The sequence below is a fragment of the Acinetobacter sp. GG23 genome (assembly GCF_057766365.1).
Window position 1 is genome coordinate 244,030 of record NZ_JBYMDJ010000001.1, and the last position, 21,490, is coordinate 265,519.

Below are 21,490 nucleotides of genomic sequence, written 5' to 3' on the forward strand. Positions count from 1 at the left end.
ATTATAAATTGCACTCTGATTAATGAGAGGACTGAGGTAACTCAGTAACAAGTCGTAAAGAAACCGACAACTCATCCAATTGAAAATGTGGTCTTAAAAAAACCACAGACTTGTAGTGTCCAGGTTGAGCTGGGTTCTCTACAACTTTTACTGAAGCTTCACGAAGCGGATATTGTGCTTTCGCTTCTTGCGATGCTCCATCGTCCAACAAAACGTATTGCGATAACCATTCATTTAAAAATGCTTCAACATTTCCAGCAGAGGCAAAACTACCAACTTTGTCACGCATCATGGCTTTTAAGTAATGGGCAATACGAGAAACTGCCATAATGTATTGAATCTGGCTAGATAAAGCTGAATTGGCATTTGCAGTATCGCTATCATATTTTTTCAGTTTTTGAGTCGATTGCGCACCGAAGAAAGCGGCATAATTTGTATTTTTACAATGTACCAGCGGAATAAAGCCTAAATCACTGAGTTCTTTTTCACGACGGTCGGTAATGGCAATTTCAGTTGGACATTTAACAACAACTTCACCATCATGGGTTTTAAAAGTATGTACCGGCAGGCCTTCAACCAAGCCTCCACCTTCAACACCCCTTATGGCTGCACACCAGCCATGCATATCAAAGGCATTGGTTAAACGCGTCGCAAATGCATAGGCTGCATTCATCCATAAATATTCCTCATGATTTTGGCCCGAAACTTCTTCTACGAAGTTAAAACCTTCAGTCGCAGTACCTTCTTTAGGATGATATGGTAGACGACTTAATACGCGTGGCATGGTTAATGCGACATAGCGCGCGTCATTACTTTCACGGAATGAACGCCATTGTACATATTCAGCTGTTTCAAAAATTTTAGAAACTTCACGTGGACGATCAATGTCAGTAAATGATTCAAGTCCAAGCATATTAGGACTTGCTGCTGAAATAAAGGGGGCATGGGCCGCAGCTGCAACATGAGAAATTTGCTCTAACAAATACATATCTGATGGCGTGCGATCAAATTCAAAATCACCAATTAAAGTTGCGTACGGTGCCCCACCAAATGAACCATATTCTTCTTCATAAATTTTTTTAAATAATGTACTTTGGTCAAAATCTGTCGCACCCTGAAAATCTTTGGTCAGTTCTTTTTTAGTCGTATTGAGCATACGAATTTTGATTAGAGAATTTGAAGGTGTTTCTTGGCAGAAATAATATAAACCACGCCATGTTGATTCGATTTTTTGAAATTGCTCATGATGAATGATTTTGCTTAACTGGTTTGAAATTAAAGCATTAATTTCTGCAATTCGCTTATCAATCGACAAAACCATGTTTTCAGAAACTGTAATAGTTCCCGCCATGACTTCCTTTGCTAATTCGCCAATTAAGCTTTTTGCGCGGTCATGTTCTTCATCATTACGGGCAATACGGCTTTGCTCTACAATAGAGTCAAGCAAAGTAAATTCGTCAACATCTGTATGGGGCATACGAGCAGTTTGTAAATTATTCATGTTCTGCCTCCGCCCTTAATCTGCGAACTTGATCGGTATTGTGTAAAACTTCATCAAGTACGTCTTCAAGACGTTCATTATTCGAAATTTTGTTGCGTAACTCGGTTAAACGCTCACGCGCTTCTACCAATTTACGTAAAGGATCAACCTGCTGTACCACATTTTCTGGACGGAAATCTTGCATTGAGTTAAAAGTTAAATCGATCAACATACGCCCACCTTCTTCAGTTAAAGTGTTTTCAACCTGAAAATTTGCACGTGGCGCAAGTGATTCCATGACCTCATCAATATTATCCAAATCAACATTGATAAATTTTTTATCTTTTAACTTTGTTTTTTCTAATTCTGAAGCCGCTGAGAAGTCACCTAGCACTCCAATAACAAAAGGTAATTCTTTTACCTCTTTACCACCCCCCACTTCCACATCGTAAGTCAGTTGTACACGCGGTGGGCGAATTCGTTGTAATTTCTTTTGCACACTTTCACGTTTAGCCATGAATATTTCCCTATTTTAGTTCTTATTAAATGAAGCAAAAGGACTTGAACCAGAAGCTGCTGTATTACCGCTTTGTGGTTTTATCATTACTATTGTCTTTCTGGTGCTTGCTTTTATTGGTGTTGGATGAACATTAATATTTTTTGCGCGGTCTATTCGTGTTGTCTTATTGCCTGAACGATTTAATGAAACAGTTTTAGTTAATCTTTTTTGTTTAATAGATGCCTCCGTGATTGCTTTAGCATCAGATGTGTCAGGTTCAGGTAGTGAGGTATAAATACTTTCAGACAGTTTTTTCGCTGCAGGATAAGTCGTTTGCGCACTTAAATAACGCATTTCATTAGAACGCATATGCTGCAAAGAACTCTCAGCAATACCCACTCCTGCAAGAAAAGCAATATCCGTCAGTGCAGTACGTTGAACATTTTGTTGACCTAAACTTTCTATGAGCTGTAATGCTTTTAGATTCTTTCCAAGTTGTTGATATTTTTGTGCAGCTTGAATTAATAATTCATTTTGCAAGGCAATATTTTTCTTATTCTTTTTATCGCATATTTGGCTATAGATATTGAGTAAGTTTGGGTCAGTTTCGCCAATAACTAAAGGATAATCTTTCATACACCCTTTTTTTAGCTCGACTGGCTTTTCATCAGCAAAAGTTAATTGACTCACCGAGATCATTACAATCAAGGGGATAAAAAATATATTTTTATTCAAAAGATGCCTCTAATTATTCTAATTTTATTGTTTAGCTGAGTTAAATCATATTCCGCGATTTTCTCATTTTAGTTTAATTTTTATAATTTCAAATCAACGTTGCGAATTTAACAAAAAATAACCACTTAAAGTCAACAGGTAATTAACAAAAAATGATGCTTTTATCATTTTTATTGTCTATTTATGTAAAAGAGACTAATTTTTATCAAATATTTTTTAATATTTCGAAAGAAATGTGTAGAATGTGTCAGATGCTTTAACCAATAAAAAATAAGCTATTGTTTTTAATATAAATTTATAAAAATAAAATCCGATCAATTCAGTATTGAGATAAAAATAAAAACTGATTGTTCTTTTAACATGTTGAGTAACATATGAATAATTTAAAAATTTTAATTACAAAACTATCTTCTGGTGCCCGTTTAGCCTTGGAAAAATCAGCCAATATGTGTATTTCTCAACAAAATTATGAAATAGAAATTGAACATTTCTTTTTAGAACTTCTACAGAATAATTCAAAAAATGATTTACAGTGGTTATTAGAAAAATACAAAATCTCGGCTGATCGTTTAATTAATGATTTAAAAGAAAGTATTTCACATTTACCTAAAGGCAATACACGAACCCCTATTTTTGCAAAATCAATTATACGTCTATTAGAACAAGCCTGGTTGTTGGCCTCAGCAGAACAAAAACCACTCATTCGTAGTGGGCATTTACTGATTGCATTGTTGACTGGGCCGGATCTTTATCAAATTGCAGTTCGCGCTTCCAGTTTATTTGAGTTGTTCCCTTTGGATACCATAAAACATAAGTTTTTAGATATATGTTCACACAGTATTGAATGTAAGAATGAACAAAATGGAGATCAGCAAGATACAATAAAAACAAAGCAGCAATCCGAGCCAGTATTAAAAACCCCTGCTCTGGATCAGTACACCATTAACTTAACGGAAAAAGCAAAAAATGGTGCGATTGACCCCGTCATTGGTCGCGAGTTTGAAATTCGCTTGATGCTTGATATTTTAATGCGCCGTCGTCAAAACAATCCGATTTTAACAGGGGAGCCTGGAGTTGGAAAAACTGCAGTTGTTGAAGGTTTAGCCCTAAAAATAGCCAACAATCAGGTTCCTGATGCTCTAAAAAATGTCCATTTGCATGTGCTTGATATGGGGTTATTACAAGCAGGTGCGAGCGTTAAAGGGGAGTTTGAAAATCGATTAAAACAAGTCATTCAGGAAGTTCAAAGCTCAAGCTGCCAAATTATTCTATTTATTGATGAAGCACACACCTTAATTGGTGCAGGTGGTCAAGCGGGTCAAAATGATGCTGCAAATTTACTCAAACCCGCTTTGGCTCGTGGTGAATTACGAACTATCGCTGCAACCACTTGGACTGAATATAAGCAATATTTTGAAAAAGATGCTGCATTAAGTCGTCGCTTTCAGGTTGTCAAAGTGGAAGAACCAGCGACAGCTGTCGCAATAGATATGCTTCGTGCCATGATTCCTGTTATGGCAAAGCATTTTAATTTGCAGATTGAAGATGAAGCGATTGTGACGGCAGTACACTCCTCTCATCGATATATCAGTGGACGTCACCTTCCGGATAAAGCGATTAGCGTACTTGATACTGCAGCCGCTCGTGTTGCACTCACGCAGAATGCTCAACCAGTCAAGCTAGACCAGCTCAAAGCACAACAACATAATTTAAATTTGGAGCGTGAAATTCTAGAAAATGAACATAAGCACCTACCTATTCATCATGAACGTTTAGAAGCATTACGTCAGAAAATTGAATTACTTGAATCTGAAATTAAAGCTACAGAACAACAATGGCAAGCTGAACTTAACTTTGTTCAACAGATTCAATCTCTAGAACAACAAGAACAGTCTCATAAACCCGTAGATCAAAACAAAGGCGTTATCACTGCCCTTCGTCAGCAATTGGCTGACATTCAAGGAACATTCCCCTTGGTTTATGAACGTGTAAATGCACAAATAATCAATGAAATTATTTCGGATTGGACGGGTATTCCTGTAGGAAAAATGGTCAATAATGAAATTAAGCAGATTCTGACTTTAGAAGGCAAGTTGGCTGAACGCATCATGGGGCAAGATTATGCATTGCAGCAACTGGTTCAGGGCATCAAAACTTCGAAAGCAAAACTCGAAGATCCAAATAAGCCGCAAGGGGTATTTTTATTGGTGGGTCCAAGTGGTGTAGGGAAAACTGAAACTGCACTTGCCCTTGCTAATGAATTATATGGGGGTGAATCTCATCTGATTACTATCAATATGTCTGAATACCAGGAAGCGCATACCGTTTCATCGCTTAAAGGTGCTCCTCCCGGCTATGTCGGATATGGTCAAGGGGGTATTTTAACTGAAGCGGTACGCCATAATCCCTATAGCGTTGTCTTGTTAGATGAAATTGAAAAGGCACATAGTGATGTTCAGGAATTGTTCTATCAGGTTTTTGATAAAGGCATGCTTGAAGATGGTGAAGGTCGTTTAATTGATTTTAAAAATACCACTATTCTTTTAACGTCCAATGCAGGTTCCAATGCCATCATGCAAGCCTGCTTGAACTTACCTGTTACTGAATGGCCTGAGGCAGAAGAATTAACAGCTCAAATAAAACCTAGTTTATATAAACAGTTTAAACCTGCATTTCTAGGTCGTACACGTGTTGTACCTTACTTCCCTCTGCATGATGAATTACTGCTACGGATCATTAAGTATAAATTGGGGAAAATTGTTGCACGTTTAGAACAACAATACGCAACTAAAGTTACCTACAGTGAAGACTTGATTGAATTACTGCTTAGCCGTTGCACCGAAGTAGACAGTGGCGCACGCAATGTAGATAATATTCTTAATTCTTCGATATTACCTGCCTTAGCCACACACATTTTAGTTTGCTTAGCAGAACAAAAATTACCAAAGCAAATCTATATTGATGTTCAGGATGGAGAAATTATTTATCAGCTTGATCCTGTTGCGAAAACCACAAAAAAACGAACAAAAAAGACCAAAGCTACAGAAGCATAATTTATAAAAACTTTTTAAAAAAATAAAAGGCATAACATGAGTTTAGAACTCGAAGTATTATTAAAAGCAATTTCAGATGAAGCCCCGTGCGGGATGGATTGTTCATTTTCAAATGAGTTTCATGCCATTAAGAAAGCAAAAACTCAGGATGATCCATTATTAGATCAGGGTGATTGGATTGCTGAACCTAAACAGGCGGACTGGATTTTTGTAAATTCCAAATCAACTGAATTACTGACTGAGAAAACGAAAGATATTCGGTTATATAGCTGGTTGATTGAGGCATGGTCAAACCTATATGGTTTTGAAGGCATAGCCAAAGGTCTAGAGCTGATACAACGTAGCTTAAATGATTTCTGGATGTTATTACATCCAAAAATTGACGATGATGATTTGGATCAACGTCTGGGGTTGCTGCAGGGACTGATTAATCAACTGCCAGCGCTAATCAAAAACACCCCCGTGGTGAATGTGTCACCTTTTTATTCTTTAATGGATTATGACGGCTTATTGCACCAACAAAATTTACGCCGTAAACAACCTGAAGATAATGAAAAGGTGCAAGAAAAATTGTCACTTGAGCAATTTGAACAGGCACTCATCAACACAACTCAATCTTTTCAATATCAAAACTATCAGAATTTTTTAGAAATTTTGAAGCAGTGGAATATTTTAAAAAATGTGCTGGATGGTCTACTAGGTTTAGATGCACCAAGTTTTGCGGCAATTGATATGCAAATGGAATCAGTTCATAACAGTCTGAGAAAAATATATAAAACAGAGGCTTTCGAATTACCATTAGTAGCAATGAGTCAGCCAAATACTATAGCAGGAATAAAAATTTCACCTGAAGCTATTCATTCATCCATTGAAATTGCATCCACAACGCATCCACAAAAATTTCAACCCCAAGCTCAAAATCATGTGGCAAATCGTGAACACGCCATGCAAGTTCTACAAGACCTCGTAGATTATTTTCAGGCCAATGAACCGCATAGTCCAGTCAGCTATATGCTGCAAAAAACCATAAAGTGGAGTCAGATGCCATTACATGAATGGCTAAGCCAAGTCATAAAAAATGAAAATCCTTTAGAAACTGTACATGAGCTTTTAGGTGTACAAAAAAATAATCATGAAACAAATAATAATTGGTAAATTACATGTTTAAAGCAGAAAAAATTCTTTGGGGCGAAGGCTTATTTTTACGCCCACAACATTTTCAATTACAAGATGCCTATCATGAACAGCGCTTAAATCATACCATTCGCTCGACTATTCCTTTTGCTTATGGTGTGCAATCCATCCAGTTTGATGAAGTACAATTAAGCACTCATGTCTTGGCTTTAGAAAAAGTGAATATGATTTGGCAAGATGGTGATATTTACCACGCACCTGCACGTGACTTATTACCACAACCGATTCAACTGAATGAGTTAAGTTTACGTGGTGAAATGACAGTCTATTTGGCCTTACCGATTATTCAACCTAATAAACGCAATGTCTCTTTTGAGGAGAGTACCCAACTAAGCCGTTATCATTCACATCTTAGCGAAACACATGATTTATTTACTGATGCAAGCGTAGCAGATATCACTTTATTACGACGCCGTGCGGAATTTAAATTATTTGAATTCGGTATTGAGCCTAACCATGAACTGGATGGCTTTTTATATTTACCTGTGGCTAAAGTTAAACGTCAAAGTTCTGGAAATTTTGAACTCGATCACAAGTTTATTCCACCAATCTTGCATATTGACGCATGTAAAACGCTGATTTCAGGATTAAAACGTACCTTAAATATAATTAAAGCCAAGATAAAAACCATTCAAAGCAATAATCGTGAAAACGAACAAAAACTGATTGAATTCCGTTCAGGCGATATTGTCTCTTTTTGGTTAGTCAATGCCTTAAATACCGCATATACTACTTTAAATCATCTCTTGCAGTATCCACATAGCCACCCGGAACGATTGTTTTTTGAATTATTGCGTTTAACCGGATCATTACTTACCTTTTCAACAGCATATGAAGTTGATCAATTACCGCAGTATAAGCATCATCAGTTACAAGAGAGCTTTTATCAACTCGATGTGATTTTACGTGATTTGCTGGACACAATTATTTCAAATCGCTATCTCAGTATCGCGTTGAAAGAAGCTCGACCATCTTATTGGATAGGGAGTTTTGAATCCGACAAAATTACGCGTGACACGCGACTTTATATTGCAGTTTCAAGTGGCATGATGCAAACCCATGAACTGGTAAAGCTCGTCCCGCTGCGTTTTAAAGTAGGTAATTCTCGCGATGTTGAACAACGCGTTATTGCCGCACTTCCAGTTATTCCTTTACATCACTTAATGCAGGTTCCAACCGCAATTCCGGTACGTTCTGGTGTAAGTTATTTTGAAATTGAACCGAACAATGACCTATATAAACGGATGCTCGATGCTGAATCAATCTGTATTTATATTCCTGCAGGTTTTCAGGATATTTCGATTGAACTGATTGCAGTAATGAAGAGCTAAGGAGGATTCAGATGAATCTAAATGATAATGCGCCTTCACTTTTTGATGATGGACAAATAGGCCTAGGTTCTAACTCAACCACAATTCAATTCAAAGCTAGCAGTACGACTAATCTTGTTGATCTATTACATGATGCTTTCTATATCGTTTTTTTACTGAAGAACCAATATATCCCTTCTAATGCAGATGAGTTTCGGGATAAAATTTTAAATCTTTTAAACCGCTTTGAAAATCAGGCAAAAAAACTGCAATTTTCAGCGGATGATATTCATGATGCAAAATATGCTTATTGTGCATTGCTGGATGAAACGATTGTAACCCAACAAGATGTTCAGTTTTTTGATTTGCAAAACACTTGGATGATTAGTCCTTTACAGTTAAGTCTTTTTGGTTCGCAACTTGCGGGTTATCGTTTTTTTGAAATCTTAGAATTGCTCCGTAGCTGTGGTAAAGAAAGACTTGCAGCGTTAGAAGTATTTCACTATTGCATGTTGCTCGGTTTTCATGGCAAATTTCGAATCGAGTCTATACAAAATTTAAATCATCTGGTCGCACGTGTCGCAGATGAAATCGACTTCCTGAAAGGAAAAAAAGCATCTTTCTCCCCTTTTTCAGGTTTACCTGACCAAATCAAACATATTATTCATCGTGAATTACCGTTTTTTGGAATTTTAATCTTTTTAGCGATTTTTGCCTTATCGTCATTTATTGGTTTAAATTTTATGCTTTCACATCAAAATAATAAAGCATTAGCAGGCTATCAGAATATTATTAGCTCACCTGCTGAACAGGCATATATCACCATACATTTACCCTAAGGAAATATAAAAATGGCGAACAAATAAATAAATTTATTTAATAATATTAAATACTTAACAACAATAATCCATGCACCGATATTTTATTGATTTTAGGTTTTTGTAATGGGTTAGTTTTTAGCTCGATTGTGGGCTATGCGTATTTAAATACTTTAATTTAAAATGAAATTGAGCGAAACTTGAGACCTATTAATACCCACTATTCAGAAAAAACTCTCTTAAAAAAGAAACAGCAGCTCGCTAAAGGGTTAGAAATCCATGTCACTTCACCCAATATTCAAATCAATCAGCCTATGCAGGGTAAGGAATCTCCTGTTGAATTTCCTCAACTCCAAGAGGATGATTTAAGTAATGTATTTATACATCAGAATCAGCTAAGGTCTATGGTAAAAAGCCTAAATAAAATTCCATTAGTATCTAAACAAACCGCCGTGTCTCCATGAGTATCATTATTCTTATTGGATTCATCTTAGTTTCTTGTAGTCTAGCATTCCTATCCTCCTATGAGTTGCGGGACAAAGTACAACAATTTTTTTTGGGTGTTATTCCTCAAAGTAAGAAACAATTTAATTTTGCAAAGCAATTTGCTCTACAGTTAAATCAGGCTGCTGCACCTGAGCAGATCCAGTCACATTGGCATTTACAACAATGGTGGATTCTGGTTTCAGGTTTTTTTCTATTCGCCAGTATCTTGATTTTTACTTTTACGCGACCGATTAATCCAACAAAAATCGAAGCGGATTATTTAAGAGAAGCAGATCCTCAAATTTATGCCTTGCTGGATGGGCAGATGCTTTCATCACCACCAGAAGTGGAAGAATCATTAATTGAAGAAGCCATTATTGCTGCGACAAATATTGAATCTATTCAGACTACTATTCTGGCAGAAGTGTTTAACCCAAATGTTGCAAATGTACATATGCAATATTCACATGGTGATCTTGCATCAGCTGATCGAAAATGGCATAAAATGAATCCGCGTTATAAACAGCGTTTACTGATGGTGTTTAAAATCATGCAAGAACGTCATGGATATGAAATGGTTTTATTAGAGGGCTATCGCAGTCCTGAACGTCAGAACACCTTGGCTGGAAATAGTAATATTACCCGTGCCAGAGGTTTTCAAAGCTATCACCAATTTGGTTTAGCTGCCGATGTTGCATTTAAGAGAAGTAGAAAAGTTGTTATTTCTGAACGTGATCCATGGGCAATGCAAGGCTACCAATTATATGGAGTAGTTGCAGAATCGGTTGGTTTAACTTGGGGTGGCCGCTGGAAGTCGATTCAGGATTATGGACATACGGAGTATCGTATACCAGGGCTCAGAAAAACAGCTGAAATGGCAGAGCAATTAACTTCTGAAGGAAATTTATTGACAAATCATATAAATTAATCACTTTAAGTAATAGCTCAATTTTTTCATTGAGCTGTTACTGTTAATACTTTAATTTAGTTTAAATATTGATTAATTTCATCAAGTACTTGCTGAGGTTTTTCTGCATGTAACCAATGCCCTGCACCTTCTATCATCTTAATTGTGGCATTTGGAAATTGCTGTTGAATTGCATTGAAATGTTGAGCTTTACTTATATAGGCAGATTTATCACCACGAATAAATAGTGCCTGTTTTTGCCATGGCTGAATAGTTTCCCAACTTAGAATATCTGAATAATGGTTAAATAAGGCTTCAACATTAAATAGCCACTGCCCTTGGCTAAATGATTTCATTAAAAACTGAATAACCATTTCTTCATTTAAATATTCACGCATGATTTGAGTTGCTTGTTGTCGGTTTTCAGCCTTGGCATTTTGTACAGCAAATAATGCTTTAAAAATTTGATCATGATGATTTTCCGTATAAGCAAAGGGTGCAATATCCAGAATAACCAATTGTTCTAATCGCTCACCTGCTCTATTCGCCAATTGCATGGCAATTTTTCCACCCATTGAGTGACCAATAGCAGAAAATTTTGAAATATTTAAAGAATCTATAGTATTTAAAATATCCTGTGCCATATCCGCATAATTCATTTCTAGTGAATGTGTTGAATGTCCATGATTACGTACATCAATTTGAACAACCGAGTGTGATTCATAAAATGTACGCGCTAACATACCCAAATTACTTAAACTTCCAAACAGACCATGTATAAATATAAGAGGGGGTTTTATTGAAGTGGTTTCATTTAGATGAATTTGGTAATTTAAAATCATAAATATCTTTTATAACACTTTTAGTTGTAATTATTTTTGATGATAATTGAGATTTAATCAATTGTCATTTTTTGAAAACTTATTTTTTTTGCTTAGGCTATTTATAGAATATCAAAAATGTTGTTTATTATTCAACATTTTACGTTTTAATAGTATTTAAATATGGCAAACCGTCTTTACGTACTCATAAATAAATAATCAAAAACAAATATTTATAAGATTAATTATAATATTTACTTAGGCTATATTCTAAAATAAGCTGCTATAAAACCCGCTATTACCGAGTCCATCTATGCATTAACTGTTTTAAATCTGCTCCACTCTTGAGCTATTTAAAATAATTCAAAGGTAATTTTAAGTAGCGAATACCGTTTGCTTCTGGTTCAGGAAATCTCCCCCCGTCCATATTGATCTGAATTGCAGGTAAAATTAGCTTAGGCATTGAAAGTGTTGCATCACGGCGGTTTCGCATCTCTACGAATTCTGTTTTGCCTGTATGCTCATTCAGATGAATATTGTTTTTTTTCTGTTCTTGAATACTGCTTTCACTTTGATATTCTTCTCTGCCTGTAGGTAAATAATCATGACACAGAAAAACCCGGAACTTTTCATCTAACTGATATAGTTTTTGCACTGAATCAAACAAAGTCTCGGAACTACCCTCGGGGAAATCACAACGTGCTGTTCCATAGTCTGGCATAAACAAGGTATCACCTACGAACACAGCATTTCCGATTACATAGCTTAAGCACGCAGGTGTATGTCCTGGAGTGGGGATGTTATACGCTGCCACCCCCCCTATTTGAAACTGTTCTCCATCTTCAAAAAGATGATCAAAAATTTGGCTCGAATTAAAGTGTTTCATATCCAGATTATAAATTGCACTAAAACTCTCTTGTACAATGGCAATCTTCTTGCTCATTGCGATTTTTCCACCTAATTGCTCTTTTAGATATTGAGATGCTGTGAGATGGTCAGCATGTACATGGGTTTCTAAAATCCATTCTACGCTTAGGCTATTTTGACGAACATATTTGATTATTAAATCAGCCTGTGTGGTTTTGGTGGTTGCTGAAGGCGCATCGTAATCCAAAACACTATCAATAATGGCACAACGCTGGCTGACAGGGTCTGTCACCACATAACTAAAGGTATTGGTCTGCTGATCAAAAAAATGCTGAACGTGTGGATATTGCATCATAAATGTTTTCCCATCAATTGGCGCTGAAGCAACATACCGATAAACATCGCAATAATAAAGTAAATCACTTGGTAGTGTCCTAAGCCGATTAAAGTCAAGCTGGGTGCAGGACAAATTCCTGCAATCCCCCAACCGATTCCAAAGATTAAGCTCCCTATCAGCAAATGAGAATCTATCTTATTATTTTTAGGTAAATCAATGGCATCACCATAAACTGTTTTTGGAGTCTGTTGATGTATCGCTTTTTGAAACGGAATAAATGCCACGGCGATTGCGCCTAACATGACAAATGCAAGACTTGGATCCCATTGACCAAAAAAATCTAGAAAATCTAATACTTTCTTAGGATTAGACATGCCTGAAAGCATTAAACCAATCGAAAACAATCCGCCAAATACAAAAGCCCATATATTTTTCATATCAGAATGCTCCTGTGATATGGCGAAGAATATAAACCGTTACAAAACCTGCAAACATAAAAGTTATGGTTGCTACAATCGAACGTTTAGACAGGCGGCTTATGCCACAAATGCCATGCCCACTGGTACAGCCAGAACCCATACGCGTACCAAAGCCAACCAACAAGCCAGCAATGATCATCATCATCGGGCTAGCCTCCAATACAATATTGGGAGTTTGAACCATGCCATAGAAAAATGGCACGACGAACAGTCCTAGCAAAAACCATAAGGCAGGCGTTTTGAAGAGAGTTTGGGGGCTTAATACTTGCGCAATTAAGCCGCTTACCCCAGCAATACGGCCATTCACATATAGGTATCCCACTACAGATAGACCGAGCAGAATCCCACCGAGAAATGCGAGTAGAAAGTCATGCATAATCGCTGCTCCAAAAAACAATATATATTTATATAATATATTTTAAAATATATCAACTAAGGGAATTTTGTGGATAATGAATTGAAAGGTTTATTTTATCGAGATCATTTAACAATGCAGTTGAGTTTCAACAGTAGTCTTTGGAAATTAAAAATCCATCGATCGACATTTTTATACTGAATTATTATATCTAATCCATGGCGTATGCACTATGAGATAACGTTTAAGTCTTGTTTGATTTATTTCAAATTTTTTTTAACAGTCCAGATAGAGTGCACCCTTAGCTTCCTTAAGCTATTAATCAATACCCTGGCTTGTTATATCTCTTGGGATCAGATGATTTGTCAGACCTTTGTTCATTAATTTCTTGCCAGTTCTACTCAAAAGCTTATTGATATATATACAGTCTTTTATTTTTAGTCTTTTATTCTTCAGTGAAATTTTTCAAAACCTTGTCTGCAAACCACCATGGCAATTGCTGAACCTCAGGATTCATTTTTAAAGTTTCTGCCGATTGAATTTCTGCAATAAACGCTGCCTTTTCCCCATTAGAAGAGTTATCAAATAAATAGGTTCGATCACTGGCATCTACAGCCTGCATAAGTAAATCCATACTACGGTAATAACGTTCCACAATCTTTTTGTCAGGTACAGGATGGCCACCGACACTGACCCGATACTTGACTCGAGCAATATTAATTATCGGATCGACAGTCGATACATAATACAAATAGGTTCTAAAACCCTGCCGCTTTGCTTCTTGTAAAAACTCTACTTTAGAAATATGCGACATCACCGTTTCAAAAGTAAAACTAATCTTTAAGCGTAAAAATTCTAAACGAATATAATCAATGATACGCGCGCAGAGATAGGAGTCTATTTCTGATGGGTCAAACTGAATAATATTACAATCATCTAATATCACCGGTTCCATTTTTAGCAACGAAACCAGCTGTCCCGCAGTAGGACGTTTTTTCTGTTTTAGAAAATCAATAAGATCTTGTGCTTGTAAAGCAGGATGATAAGTCATCAAATCGAGTTGATGGCTATGCTTAAGGTTTTGTTCTAATTCGTCGGCATTTAAATAAGCCCCAATATGATGGGGCAATAAATATTCTTTGACTGTACTTTTTCCAGATCCGTTGGGACCGGCAAACATCCTTATTCTTGGTTGAGGCATTAAATTATACAGCTGCCTCTTGGGTTCTCTTGCGTTTTAACACTTTAGGAAGATCATTAACGCTCACATAAGCCTTAGACAAGTCTTGAAGCACGGTTTCCTGTCCATTCACTTCGCGTTGTAGCAGTTGCTGCTCTTTTGCATAAACCACTGTCGCGACCGCACATGCTTTGTCAAAGGCATGACGAAATGCATGTATAGCAAGTTTAGGAATCATATCATCCTCATATTTGCCTGCTTTCATGATGGTATAAGCTGTCATGGAACAACTCCCGTTACACAAGGTATATTTCTATCTCATATTAACATAGTACAAATAATTGTCTATTTATACACCAACATAGAAATGTAACGCGTGGATAGATGGATTCTTAATTTAGTCACGCTGTTTCATTTGGAACGACTAAGTGACTTACTGACTTACCAGAATTGCTTTAGTCATTCTTTAATCATGCAGAAGGATTGAATTAAAGTCTTCATCCATATTTTAAATACTGTTACTTTTAAATCTAGGTGCTTAAAAAATAAAAGCCACTTATTTAGTGGCTCATATCATCAATTTGATCGGTTATTCTTACTTAAGCTTGGCCTTCTTTCCATACATCTTCATAGTCTTCACGATCAATCATAAAGCGGAAACCTTCAGCCAAAGCCAGGTACGGAAGAACTTCGGGCAAAATATCCTGTAACTCTCGAACAGTCATGGTTTGAAAAAAATCTTCGCCCTCTCCCATTTTCCCACCATAGATAAACCAAGCGACATTTTCTTCAGTTTCAGGCTTTTTACGAATTCCGACAATGGGTTCCTGATTTAATGTCTCTACAGCAACTGCAACGACATCATCCCCACTGACTTGGATATAAGCAGAGTCAAATTCCTCACACAATAGTTTTTGTTCCGCAATTAATTCTTCTAAAGGAGATTTCTGGTTCATGGCTTATACCTTGGTAAATTGAGCTGAATAGTGCATTTTATCCTAGATCATAAATAGGTAGGCAATCTTTTTATTTTCAGTGTTTTTTGTTAAACTTGAAAAGGTTACAAATTCAAGAAACAACAATGAAACTTAAAGATATAATGATAATCGAACATAGCCACGGCGGCAGACGTAAAAATGCAGGGCGAAAAACACAATATCAAGAAAAAACGGTAGTTATGCGTGTTCCAGAGTCAAAAGTGTTGGAAATCAAGGCATGGTTAACCCCTAAGCCTGAAGATGACCGTATTAAGAATATTGCACTCCAACCAATTCAAATCCAAACACCGTTAAATATTCCTTATCCTTTAGAATCTGATGACGCAGGTTTTTCCTCATGCGTTCCGGATTACACAGAAAACTTTATCGACTTAAATGAATACTTGATACATAACCCACTTAGCACATTCATATTACGGGTGAATTCTTTGTCGATGGAAAATGCAGGGATAGATATAGATGACCAGATTCTCATTGATCGCAGCTTAACTGCAGAACACGGCGATATTGTTTTAGCCTTAATCAATAATGAGTTCACCGTAAAACGACTGATGAAAGAGAAACAAAAAAATGCCGAACTTAAGATCTGGTTAAAAGCAGAAAATCCAGAATATCCTGATATTTATTTACGTAGTGAAGACCAGTTGATTATTTGGGGAGTTGTGACCTGTATCTTAAAAAAATTAAGATAATGGAAGTTTAACCAGAGCAGAAATAAAAAATAAAAGTCACTTTTTTCATATTTAAATTAAAGCCATTCACTCGGTATTCAGTTTTACATTCGCTGTAGAAGTCTATAAACAGACAAAAGCCCCAAGAAAACCTTGAGGCTTTTTGTTTAACCCTTAGCGTTGTTGATGCTGTTGATTTGATTGTTGCTGTTTGTCTTGTTGCTGTTGTTGCTGTTTGTCACTTTGTGGGTTGTTTTGCTGTTGTTGACGTTGATTGTCATTCTGTTGATTAGGTTGTTGTTGATTAGCCATTTCCATATCCATCCTTTAGTTGTTAGGGATATGCCGTACTAATTACGACTCTTACTAATCTAGCGGATATTTCCGTTTCACCAACCCCCAAACTGTATCGAGTTAATTCATTGTAATATTCAAAATATTAATTTATTGATTCGTAGTAAGTAAGCCTTGCTCCTATTTACGCTATTAACTGTAATTACACTGAAGCTTACATGAGGTTAAACTTCCTTATCTAATCCCCTATTGATTATTCACAAATTTTTAATTTGAGTTTTTGAGCATCTCTTTATCTTTAACTTGATAAAGTTACAAAATCAAGATTAAAAATAATGGAACAATAATTGTTTGCTTTAATAGATATTAATAATTATTGGGTCTGCTGTGAGCGCGTATTTAATTCACTTTAGAATGAAAACCTGTAGTTGTACTCTCTAATAACGACGGCTGCGTGGTTTCACGTAGTAATAAAACTTTAAATATTGGAATGACTAGTGCTTAGTATGAAATTGAAAAAAGGCTTTGCAGGCAGGTAAAAGTATTTTCCTTAAATTACTAGCTCAAATTAGGGATTATCTATGGACATAAAAATTTTTCAATTTGAAGTTAAATCATTAGCTTATTAAATGTCCATAGCACCTCAACTACCCCTTAAATAGATGAATGATTTATCTGTTTAATACCGTATGCAAAAAGCCTCGACATTGGATAACATTGCCATGATTTGATAAGCATCCTTGATTAATGAATTGGTTTACTCTGCTGTATAGGAATTGACATAACCATTCTACAAAAAAGTCAAACTAGCAAATCATTTTGTAAAAAAAGACTCTCTTTAATTTGGTCTGCTTTTTATCCGACTTAGATTTATATAGGCATATATGTAGTTATAAAAACCTACTTCAAGGAAGACCGGTAGCAGATATTCGGGGGTATTGATCGTAAAATCAGCAAGCAACTTCAAGGTTATAAAATTTATAATAGCTATGACTTAACTTTTGCCAATGAACATCATCTTGCCAAGCAGTTTTCAGTAGTCATTGCACAGACTATCCGTGAGCTAAAAGGTCAGTCCTGTATTGATCTGGAGGATCCTTCAATTGCTTCAAAAAGAATCCTTTCCTCCCGTAGCTTTGAGTTAGTTTTAAGTGAAAAGAGCATCATAAAACAAGCGGTTACTTTCTATGTAAAGATTGCTCATAAAACGCTTAACTGCACAACAGCAACTTTGCGCATATGTGCATGTCATGCTGTATGGAAAAACACCCCTTCATCCCTATAAAAAGAGTGCTTCCCATGTATTATGGTTTGGAATCTGGAGCAGATGATTTCCTGAATTTAAACCCCGTTTAATTAAAGTAAATAGATGTTTTAATTAAGGAAAATAAAAAACATGTTAAACTCGAGGTTATATTTACTACGTTACAATCAAAGCAGCAATATATTCATGACTTATGGCAGCCATCAGAATTGATTCAATAACGTGAGGATTTGATGAAAACCTTATTAAAAATGAAGCAGCGATACGGTTCGGACTATATACAAGTTGGTTAGCATTGCAGCAGTCAAGCATGGCAAATGAAGTAACATCACCGATCTCCACTCTACACTACCTGCTGGCAGGAACTTCTGATAATTAATGATTCAGTAGTAACTGTTATACAAAATAAATGAACTGTTTTGGTCAATTGGGTTTACAATGTAAAAAATAGTAATAACTATAAAAAATTATAAAAAATGTCATTTTTTAACATTGCCAATTCCTTGCAAAGTTTTCATTATATAGCTCAGTTTTGACAGATAGCTTCCGCATTGATTCAAACAGTTTATAAAAACAATGTGGAAATATATGCCATAATACGCAAACTTTGCTGACATCTTGCAAGGTGGATTTGCAGACTTATAATTGGAGCAAGCTGAATGAGCTCGACCATTTTGGTTATTCATGGACCGAATCTAAATTTGTTAGGAAAGCGAGAACCTGAAGTTTATGGATATCTCACCCTAGAAGATATTAATAAGAAGCTCATCTCACAAGCTCAAAATGCATCTATTTCATTAGACACTTTCCAAAGTAATTGGGAAGGTGCAATTGTGGACCGAATTCATCAAGCCCAACAAGAAGGCATACAGTTCATCATTATTAATCCTGCTGCATTGACACATACCTCTGTTGCAGTACGTGATGCTCTTCTGGGTGTCGCAATCCCGTTTATTGAGGTTCATTTATCGAATGTACATGCTCGAGAGGCATTTAGACATCATTCATATTTGTCCGATAAAGCCGTTGGCGTAATTTGCGGTTTAGGTGCTCAAGGCTATGCCACTGCACTAAATTACGCCATCGAAAAAATTCAACTTTCTACGCAATCATAATTAGGAATACTGTCTCATGGATATCCGTAAAATCAAGAAACTCATCGACTTGATGATTGAATCTGACTTACAAGCGATAGAAGTTAAAGAGGGTGATCAATCCATTGCCTTAACTCGTCGCAATCCAGTGGTTGCGGCAGGTGTTCCAACCATGCCTGCTGCTGTAGCAGCTCCTATAGCTAAAACTCCACGTGGCGCTGTAGAAAATTCACCGATGGTTGGTGTGTTCTATGCTGCACAAAGCCCTGGCGAACCACCATTTGTTAAAGTGGGTCAAACCATCTCTGCTGGCGACACTCTAGGCATCATTGAAGCCATGAAAATCATGAACCCAATTGAAGCAACTCAAAGCGGTGTGGTTGAAGAAGTTCTAGTTAAAAATGGTGAAGTCATTCAATTTGGTCAACCACTTTTCCGCTATCGCGCGTAAAACCACGGGGATTTATAAATGTTGCAAAAGGTATTAATTGCAAACCGTGGTGAAATTGCTTTACGCATTACCCGGGCTTGCAAAACTTTAGGAATTAAAACCGTTGGTATTTATTCCGATGCCGATAAAGACCTCATGCACCTTCGCTTTGTTGATGAAGCTGTATGTATTGGTCCGGGTTCAAGTAGTGAAAGCTATTTAAACATTCCAGCAATTATTACTGCTGCAGAAATTACTGGTGCAGATGCCATCCACCCAGGTTATGGCTTCTTGTCTGAAAATGCCGAATTTGCAGAAATTGTTGAAAATTCCGGTTTTATCTTTATTGGACCACGTCCAGAACATATTCGCTTAATGGGGAACAAGGTTTCTGCCATTATTGCAATGAAAAAAGCAGGTGTACCCACCGTTCCAGGCTGTGACCATGCTGTAACCATTCACAATGCTCTTGCTGAAGCAAAAGAAATTGGCTTTCCGCTGATTGTTAAAGCGGCATCAGGTGGTGGTGGTCGTGGTATGCGTATTGTTGAACGTGTAGACACTTTACTTGAATCTGTTCAGGCAGCACAGCGTGACGCAGAAATGTGGTTCGGTGATGATACCGTGTACATGGAACGCTTCTTGCAGAAGCCGCGGCATGTTGAAGTACAGATTTTGGGTGATGGTAATGGTCATGCGATCCATCTTTTTGACCGTGACTGTTCTTTACAACGTCGCCATCAAAAAGTACTGGAAGAAGCACCTGCTCCAGGCTTACCGGAACAGGCACGCGCTGATATTTTAGAAGCTTGTGTTAATGCATGTAAACTTATGCAATACCGTGGTGCCGGTACATTCGAGTTCTTGTTTGAAGATGGTGAATTCTTCTTCATCGAAATGAATACCCGTGTTCAGGTTGAGCATCCAGTGACAGAAATGGTAACTGGTATTGACATTATTGAACAGCAACTGCTTATTGCAGGCGGTCTTGGTCTTAATATTGAACAAGCCGATGTTGAATGTCATGGTCATGCGATGGAATGCCGTATTAATGCGGAAGATCCAACTAACTTCCTGCCATCTCCTGGAAAAATTGAACATTATTATGCGCCAGGTGGTGCAGGTATTCGTTTGGATTCGCACATCTACCAAGGCTATAGCATTCCCCCTTACTATGACTCAATGATTGCCAAACTCATTGCACATGGTAAAGATCGTAAAACTTGTATTGCGCGTATGAAACAAGCATTAGAAGAAATGATCTTAACGGGAATTAAGACCAATATTCCTTTGCATAAAGACCTGATCTTACAAGATGAAAAATTTTGCGATCAAGCCATGGATATTCATTATCTTGAAAAGCATTTACTTCAGAAATTAGAAGGTCAGCAAAAAGAAGCCTCTTAATACTAACTTCTTAAATAAAAAACCGCTCCTAATGAGCGGTTTTTTATTTCTTTACTTTTATTCTTTAGTTTTTAGCTGTTACGGTAAAACACGGCGTAATGTCGCAAAACATTGTTCTGCTTTTTCATTACTACAAAAATTAATTGTTGATGGATTTTTCCATTGCACAAAATACTGAGAAATCTCGCCTGTTTGATCTTCCTGAAGACCCGAACAATCTTTTTCATTATTATCATACTTTACTTGCAAAACCAGTGCAGGTAACAAAGTACGTTCCTCTTGGGATGGCTGATAGTCATAAATGCCTGACGACCACTCTTGCCCACTTTTTATGATGACATTGTTATTACTTTTAAAATTATAGTATTCAATACATTTTTTATTATTGGCCACTTGCATTCCCCATAGGCCAACAATTTCAGGACGAGTTGCAATACGAATAGTATTTGAACTTTCTGTTTCAGCTGTGTCATCTTCTGTTGCCACAACTGCTTTATTGTCATTTGCCATCGTTACAGATGAGCATAATATAAGTAAAATTGTTAGATATGCGTTTTTCATACAGGAGTTCAATGCTAAAAATCTCTTTCTATAACTTAGCATATTTTTATGAAAAACCAGTATTTATCACCATATTACAACAATATACTTGCCCATTTTTATCTAAAAAATGGAAAGATAGCGACTTGAAAATATTAAATTATTCATTATGAAATTGAATAATAACGATCTACTTAAACTGACTTCTAATAACATTAAAAGCGTCGCTATTTTTGCCCCTAATGGAATTATCTATAGCTTGTTCTGGGTA

General features: G+C 36.5%; 21 protein-coding genes and 1 pseudogene. 10 read left to right on the forward strand and 12 right to left on the reverse strand.

What is annotated here, in order from left to right; translation table 11 throughout:
- Positions 1–19: 19 nt before the first annotated feature.
- From tssC to AC3CAU_RS01150, 3 genes are read right to left on the reverse strand one after another with little or no spacing between them, the layout of a single operon-like run.
- Positions 20–1,501, reverse strand: a complete 1,482-nt coding sequence (tssC, locus tag AC3CAU_RS01140) for a type VI secretion system contractile sheath large subunit (protein WP_447053101.1) — start codon at positions 1,499–1,501, stop codon at positions 20–22.
- Positions 1,494–1,997 (reverse strand): type VI secretion system contractile sheath small subunit, encoded by a 504-nt coding sequence (gene tssB / locus AC3CAU_RS01145; RefSeq protein WP_447053102.1) that lies wholly within the window; start codon positions 1,995–1,997, stop codon positions 1,494–1,496. The genes tssC and tssB overlap by 8 nt, the downstream gene beginning before the upstream one ends.
- A gap of 15 nt (positions 1,998–2,012) precedes the next feature.
- Positions 2,013–2,714, reverse strand: a complete 702-nt coding sequence (locus AC3CAU_RS01150; protein WP_447053103.1) for a hypothetical protein — start codon at positions 2,712–2,714, stop codon at positions 2,013–2,015.
- Between the two features lie 374 nt (positions 2,715–3,088).
- On the opposite strand from AC3CAU_RS01150, the gene tssH reads away from it, so the two are divergent.
- From tssH to AC3CAU_RS01175, 5 genes are all read left to right on the forward strand, one after another.
- On the forward strand, positions 3,089–5,767 hold the full coding sequence (gene tssH / locus AC3CAU_RS01155) for a type VI secretion system ATPase TssH (RefSeq protein ID WP_447053104.1): 2,679 nt from the start codon (positions 3,089–3,091) through the stop codon (positions 5,765–5,767).
- A 36-nt stretch (positions 5,768–5,803) separates the two neighbouring features.
- Positions 5,804–6,922: a type VI secretion system protein TssA gene (gene tssA, locus AC3CAU_RS01160; RefSeq protein ID WP_447053105.1), complete on the forward strand. Its 1,119-nt coding sequence runs from the start codon at positions 5,804–5,806 to the stop codon at positions 6,920–6,922.
- A 5-nt stretch (positions 6,923–6,927) separates the two neighbouring features.
- On the forward strand, positions 6,928–8,292 hold the full coding sequence (gene tssK / locus AC3CAU_RS01165) for a type VI secretion system baseplate subunit TssK (protein ID WP_447053106.1): 1,365 nt from the start codon (positions 6,928–6,930) through the stop codon (positions 8,290–8,292).
- A gap of 11 nt (positions 8,293–8,303) precedes the next feature.
- Positions 8,304–9,110, forward strand: coding sequence for a type IVB secretion system protein IcmH/DotU (gene icmH, locus AC3CAU_RS01170; protein ID WP_447053107.1), 807 nt, complete (start codon positions 8,304–8,306; stop codon positions 9,108–9,110).
- Between the two features lie 439 nt (positions 9,111–9,549).
- Complete coding sequence (locus tag AC3CAU_RS01175; protein ID WP_447053108.1) at positions 9,550–10,503, forward strand: M15 family metallopeptidase; 954 nt, start codon at positions 9,550–9,552, stop codon at positions 10,501–10,503.
- Between the two features lie 56 nt (positions 10,504–10,559).
- On the opposite strand, the gene AC3CAU_RS01180 is transcribed toward AC3CAU_RS01175, so the two are convergent.
- The 7 genes from AC3CAU_RS01180 to AC3CAU_RS01210 form a co-directional block, all read right to left on the reverse strand.
- Positions 10,560–11,324 (reverse strand): alpha/beta fold hydrolase, encoded by a 765-nt coding sequence (locus AC3CAU_RS01180; protein WP_447053109.1) that lies wholly within the window; start codon positions 11,322–11,324, stop codon positions 10,560–10,562.
- A gap of 328 nt (positions 11,325–11,652) precedes the next feature.
- Positions 11,653–12,522: an MBL fold metallo-hydrolase gene (locus tag AC3CAU_RS01185; RefSeq protein WP_447054316.1), complete on the reverse strand. Its 870-nt coding sequence runs from the start codon at positions 12,520–12,522 to the stop codon at positions 11,653–11,655.
- Positions 12,522–12,944, reverse strand: coding sequence for a DUF6691 family protein (locus AC3CAU_RS01190; RefSeq protein WP_447053110.1), 423 nt, complete (start codon positions 12,942–12,944; stop codon positions 12,522–12,524). The genes AC3CAU_RS01185 and AC3CAU_RS01190 overlap by 1 nt, the downstream gene beginning before the upstream one ends.
- 1 nt (position 12,945) lies before the next feature.
- Positions 12,946–13,362, reverse strand: a complete 417-nt coding sequence (locus AC3CAU_RS01195) for a YeeE/YedE family protein (RefSeq protein ID WP_447053111.1) — start codon at positions 13,360–13,362, stop codon at positions 12,946–12,948.
- A gap of 424 nt (positions 13,363–13,786) precedes the next feature.
- The gene (locus tag AC3CAU_RS01200; protein WP_447053112.1) at positions 13,787–14,521 is read right to left on the reverse strand and encodes an ATPase; all 735 of its coding nucleotides are present in this window, start codon (positions 14,519–14,521) and stop codon (positions 13,787–13,789) included.
- 25 nt (positions 14,522–14,546) lie between these two features.
- Positions 14,547–14,804: a hypothetical protein gene (locus AC3CAU_RS01205; RefSeq protein ID WP_447053113.1), complete on the reverse strand. Its 258-nt coding sequence runs from the start codon at positions 14,802–14,804 to the stop codon at positions 14,547–14,549.
- Positions 14,805–15,120: 316 nt separating this feature from the next.
- Entirely contained in the window at positions 15,121–15,477 is a 357-nt protein-coding gene (locus tag AC3CAU_RS01210) for an immunity protein Imm33 domain-containing protein (RefSeq protein WP_447053114.1), read from the reverse strand.
- Between the two features lie 125 nt (positions 15,478–15,602).
- Between AC3CAU_RS01210 and AC3CAU_RS01215 the strand changes: the two genes are divergently transcribed.
- The gene (locus tag AC3CAU_RS01215; protein ID WP_447053115.1) at positions 15,603–16,211 is read left to right on the forward strand and encodes a LexA family protein; all 609 of its coding nucleotides are present in this window, start codon (positions 15,603–15,605) and stop codon (positions 16,209–16,211) included.
- Between the two features lie 153 nt (positions 16,212–16,364).
- Here the strand turns inward: AC3CAU_RS01215 and AC3CAU_RS01220 are convergent, their stop codons facing one another.
- The gene (locus tag AC3CAU_RS01220) at positions 16,365–16,502 is read right to left on the reverse strand and encodes a hypothetical protein (protein ID WP_447053116.1); all 138 of its coding nucleotides are present in this window, start codon (positions 16,500–16,502) and stop codon (positions 16,365–16,367) included.
- A 329-nt stretch (positions 16,503–16,831) separates the two neighbouring features.
- Between AC3CAU_RS01220 and AC3CAU_RS01225 the strand changes: the two are divergent.
- From AC3CAU_RS01225 to accC, 4 genes and pseudogenes are all read left to right on the forward strand, one after another.
- Positions 16,832–16,986 (forward strand): annotated as a pseudogene (locus AC3CAU_RS01225) (Y-family DNA polymerase); the annotation flags it as partial.
- 1,421 nt (positions 16,987–18,407) lie between these two features.
- Entirely contained in the window at positions 18,408–18,863 is a 456-nt protein-coding gene (aroQ, locus tag AC3CAU_RS01230) for a type II 3-dehydroquinate dehydratase (protein ID WP_447053117.1), read from the forward strand.
- Positions 18,864–18,879: 16 nt separating this feature from the next.
- Entirely contained in the window at positions 18,880–19,293 is a 414-nt protein-coding gene (locus tag AC3CAU_RS01235; protein WP_447053118.1) for an acetyl-CoA carboxylase biotin carboxyl carrier protein, read from the forward strand.
- A gap of 18 nt (positions 19,294–19,311) precedes the next feature.
- On the forward strand, positions 19,312–20,679 hold the full coding sequence (gene accC, locus AC3CAU_RS01240; RefSeq protein ID WP_131218196.1) for an acetyl-CoA carboxylase biotin carboxylase subunit: 1,368 nt from the start codon (positions 19,312–19,314) through the stop codon (positions 20,677–20,679).
- Positions 20,680–20,757: 78 nt separating this feature from the next.
- On the opposite strand, the gene AC3CAU_RS01245 is transcribed toward accC, so the two are convergent.
- Positions 20,758–21,240 carry a hypothetical protein gene (locus AC3CAU_RS01245; RefSeq protein ID WP_131218198.1) on the reverse strand — a complete coding sequence of 161 codons (483 nt, stop codon included), beginning with the start codon at positions 21,238–21,240 and terminating at the stop codon, positions 20,758–20,760.
- Positions 21,241–21,490: the final 250 nt, after the last annotated feature.

What these genes read in the sequence shown, in the direction of transcription:
- AC3CAU_RS01175 (WP_447053108.1), top strand. Translation starts at nt 9,550, where the DNA reads ATGAGTATCATTATTCTTATTGGATTCATCTTAGTTTCTTGTAGTCTA.
- accC (WP_131218196.1), top strand. Translation starts at nt 19,312, where the DNA reads ATGTTGCAAAAGGTATTAATTGCAAACCGTGGTGAAATTGCTTTACGC.
- AC3CAU_RS01200 (WP_447053112.1), bottom strand. Translation starts at nt 14,521, where the DNA reads ATGTTTGCCGGTCCCAACGGATCTGGAAAAAGTACAGTCAAAGAATAT.
- tssH (WP_447053104.1), top strand. Translation starts at nt 3,089, where the DNA reads ATGAATAATTTAAAAATTTTAATTACAAAACTATCTTCTGGTGCCCGT.
- AC3CAU_RS01190 (WP_447053110.1), bottom strand. Translation starts at nt 12,944, where the DNA reads ATGAAAAATATATGGGCTTTTGTATTTGGCGGATTGTTTTCGATTGGT.
- AC3CAU_RS01205 (WP_447053113.1), bottom strand. Translation starts at nt 14,804, where the DNA reads ATGACAGCTTATACCATCATGAAAGCAGGCAAATATGAGGATGATATG.
- AC3CAU_RS01210 (WP_447053114.1), bottom strand. Translation starts at nt 15,477, where the DNA reads ATGAACCAGAAATCTCCTTTAGAAGAATTAATTGCGGAACAAAAACTA.
- AC3CAU_RS01185 (WP_447054316.1), bottom strand. Translation starts at nt 12,522, where the DNA reads ATGCAATATCCACACGTTCAGCATTTTTTTGATCAGCAGACCAATACC.
- tssA (WP_447053105.1), top strand. Translation starts at nt 5,804, where the DNA reads ATGAGTTTAGAACTCGAAGTATTATTAAAAGCAATTTCAGATGAAGCC.
- AC3CAU_RS01215 (WP_447053115.1), top strand. Translation starts at nt 15,603, where the DNA reads ATGAAACTTAAAGATATAATGATAATCGAACATAGCCACGGCGGCAGA.
- tssC (WP_447053101.1), bottom strand. Translation starts at nt 1,501, where the DNA reads ATGAATAATTTACAAACTGCTCGTATGCCCCATACAGATGTTGACGAA.
- tssB (WP_447053102.1), bottom strand. Translation starts at nt 1,997, where the DNA reads ATGGCTAAACGTGAAAGTGTGCAAAAGAAATTACAACGAATTCGCCCA.
- AC3CAU_RS01245 (WP_131218198.1), bottom strand. Translation starts at nt 21,240, where the DNA reads ATGAAAAACGCATATCTAACAATTTTACTTATATTATGCTCATCTGTA.
- tssK (WP_447053106.1), top strand. Translation starts at nt 6,928, where the DNA reads ATGTTTAAAGCAGAAAAAATTCTTTGGGGCGAAGGCTTATTTTTACGC.
- AC3CAU_RS01180 (WP_447053109.1), bottom strand. Translation starts at nt 11,324, where the DNA reads ATGATTTTAAATTACCAAATTCATCTAAATGAAACCACTTCAATAAAA.
- AC3CAU_RS01195 (WP_447053111.1), bottom strand. Translation starts at nt 13,362, where the DNA reads ATGCATGACTTTCTACTCGCATTTCTCGGTGGGATTCTGCTCGGTCTA.
- AC3CAU_RS01235 (WP_447053118.1), top strand. Translation starts at nt 18,880, where the DNA reads ATGGATATCCGTAAAATCAAGAAACTCATCGACTTGATGATTGAATCT.
- icmH (WP_447053107.1), top strand. Translation starts at nt 8,304, where the DNA reads ATGAATCTAAATGATAATGCGCCTTCACTTTTTGATGATGGACAAATA.
- AC3CAU_RS01220 (WP_447053116.1), bottom strand. Translation starts at nt 16,502, where the DNA reads ATGGCTAATCAACAACAACCTAATCAACAGAATGACAATCAACGTCAA.
- aroQ (WP_447053117.1), top strand. Translation starts at nt 18,408, where the DNA reads ATGAGCTCGACCATTTTGGTTATTCATGGACCGAATCTAAATTTGTTA.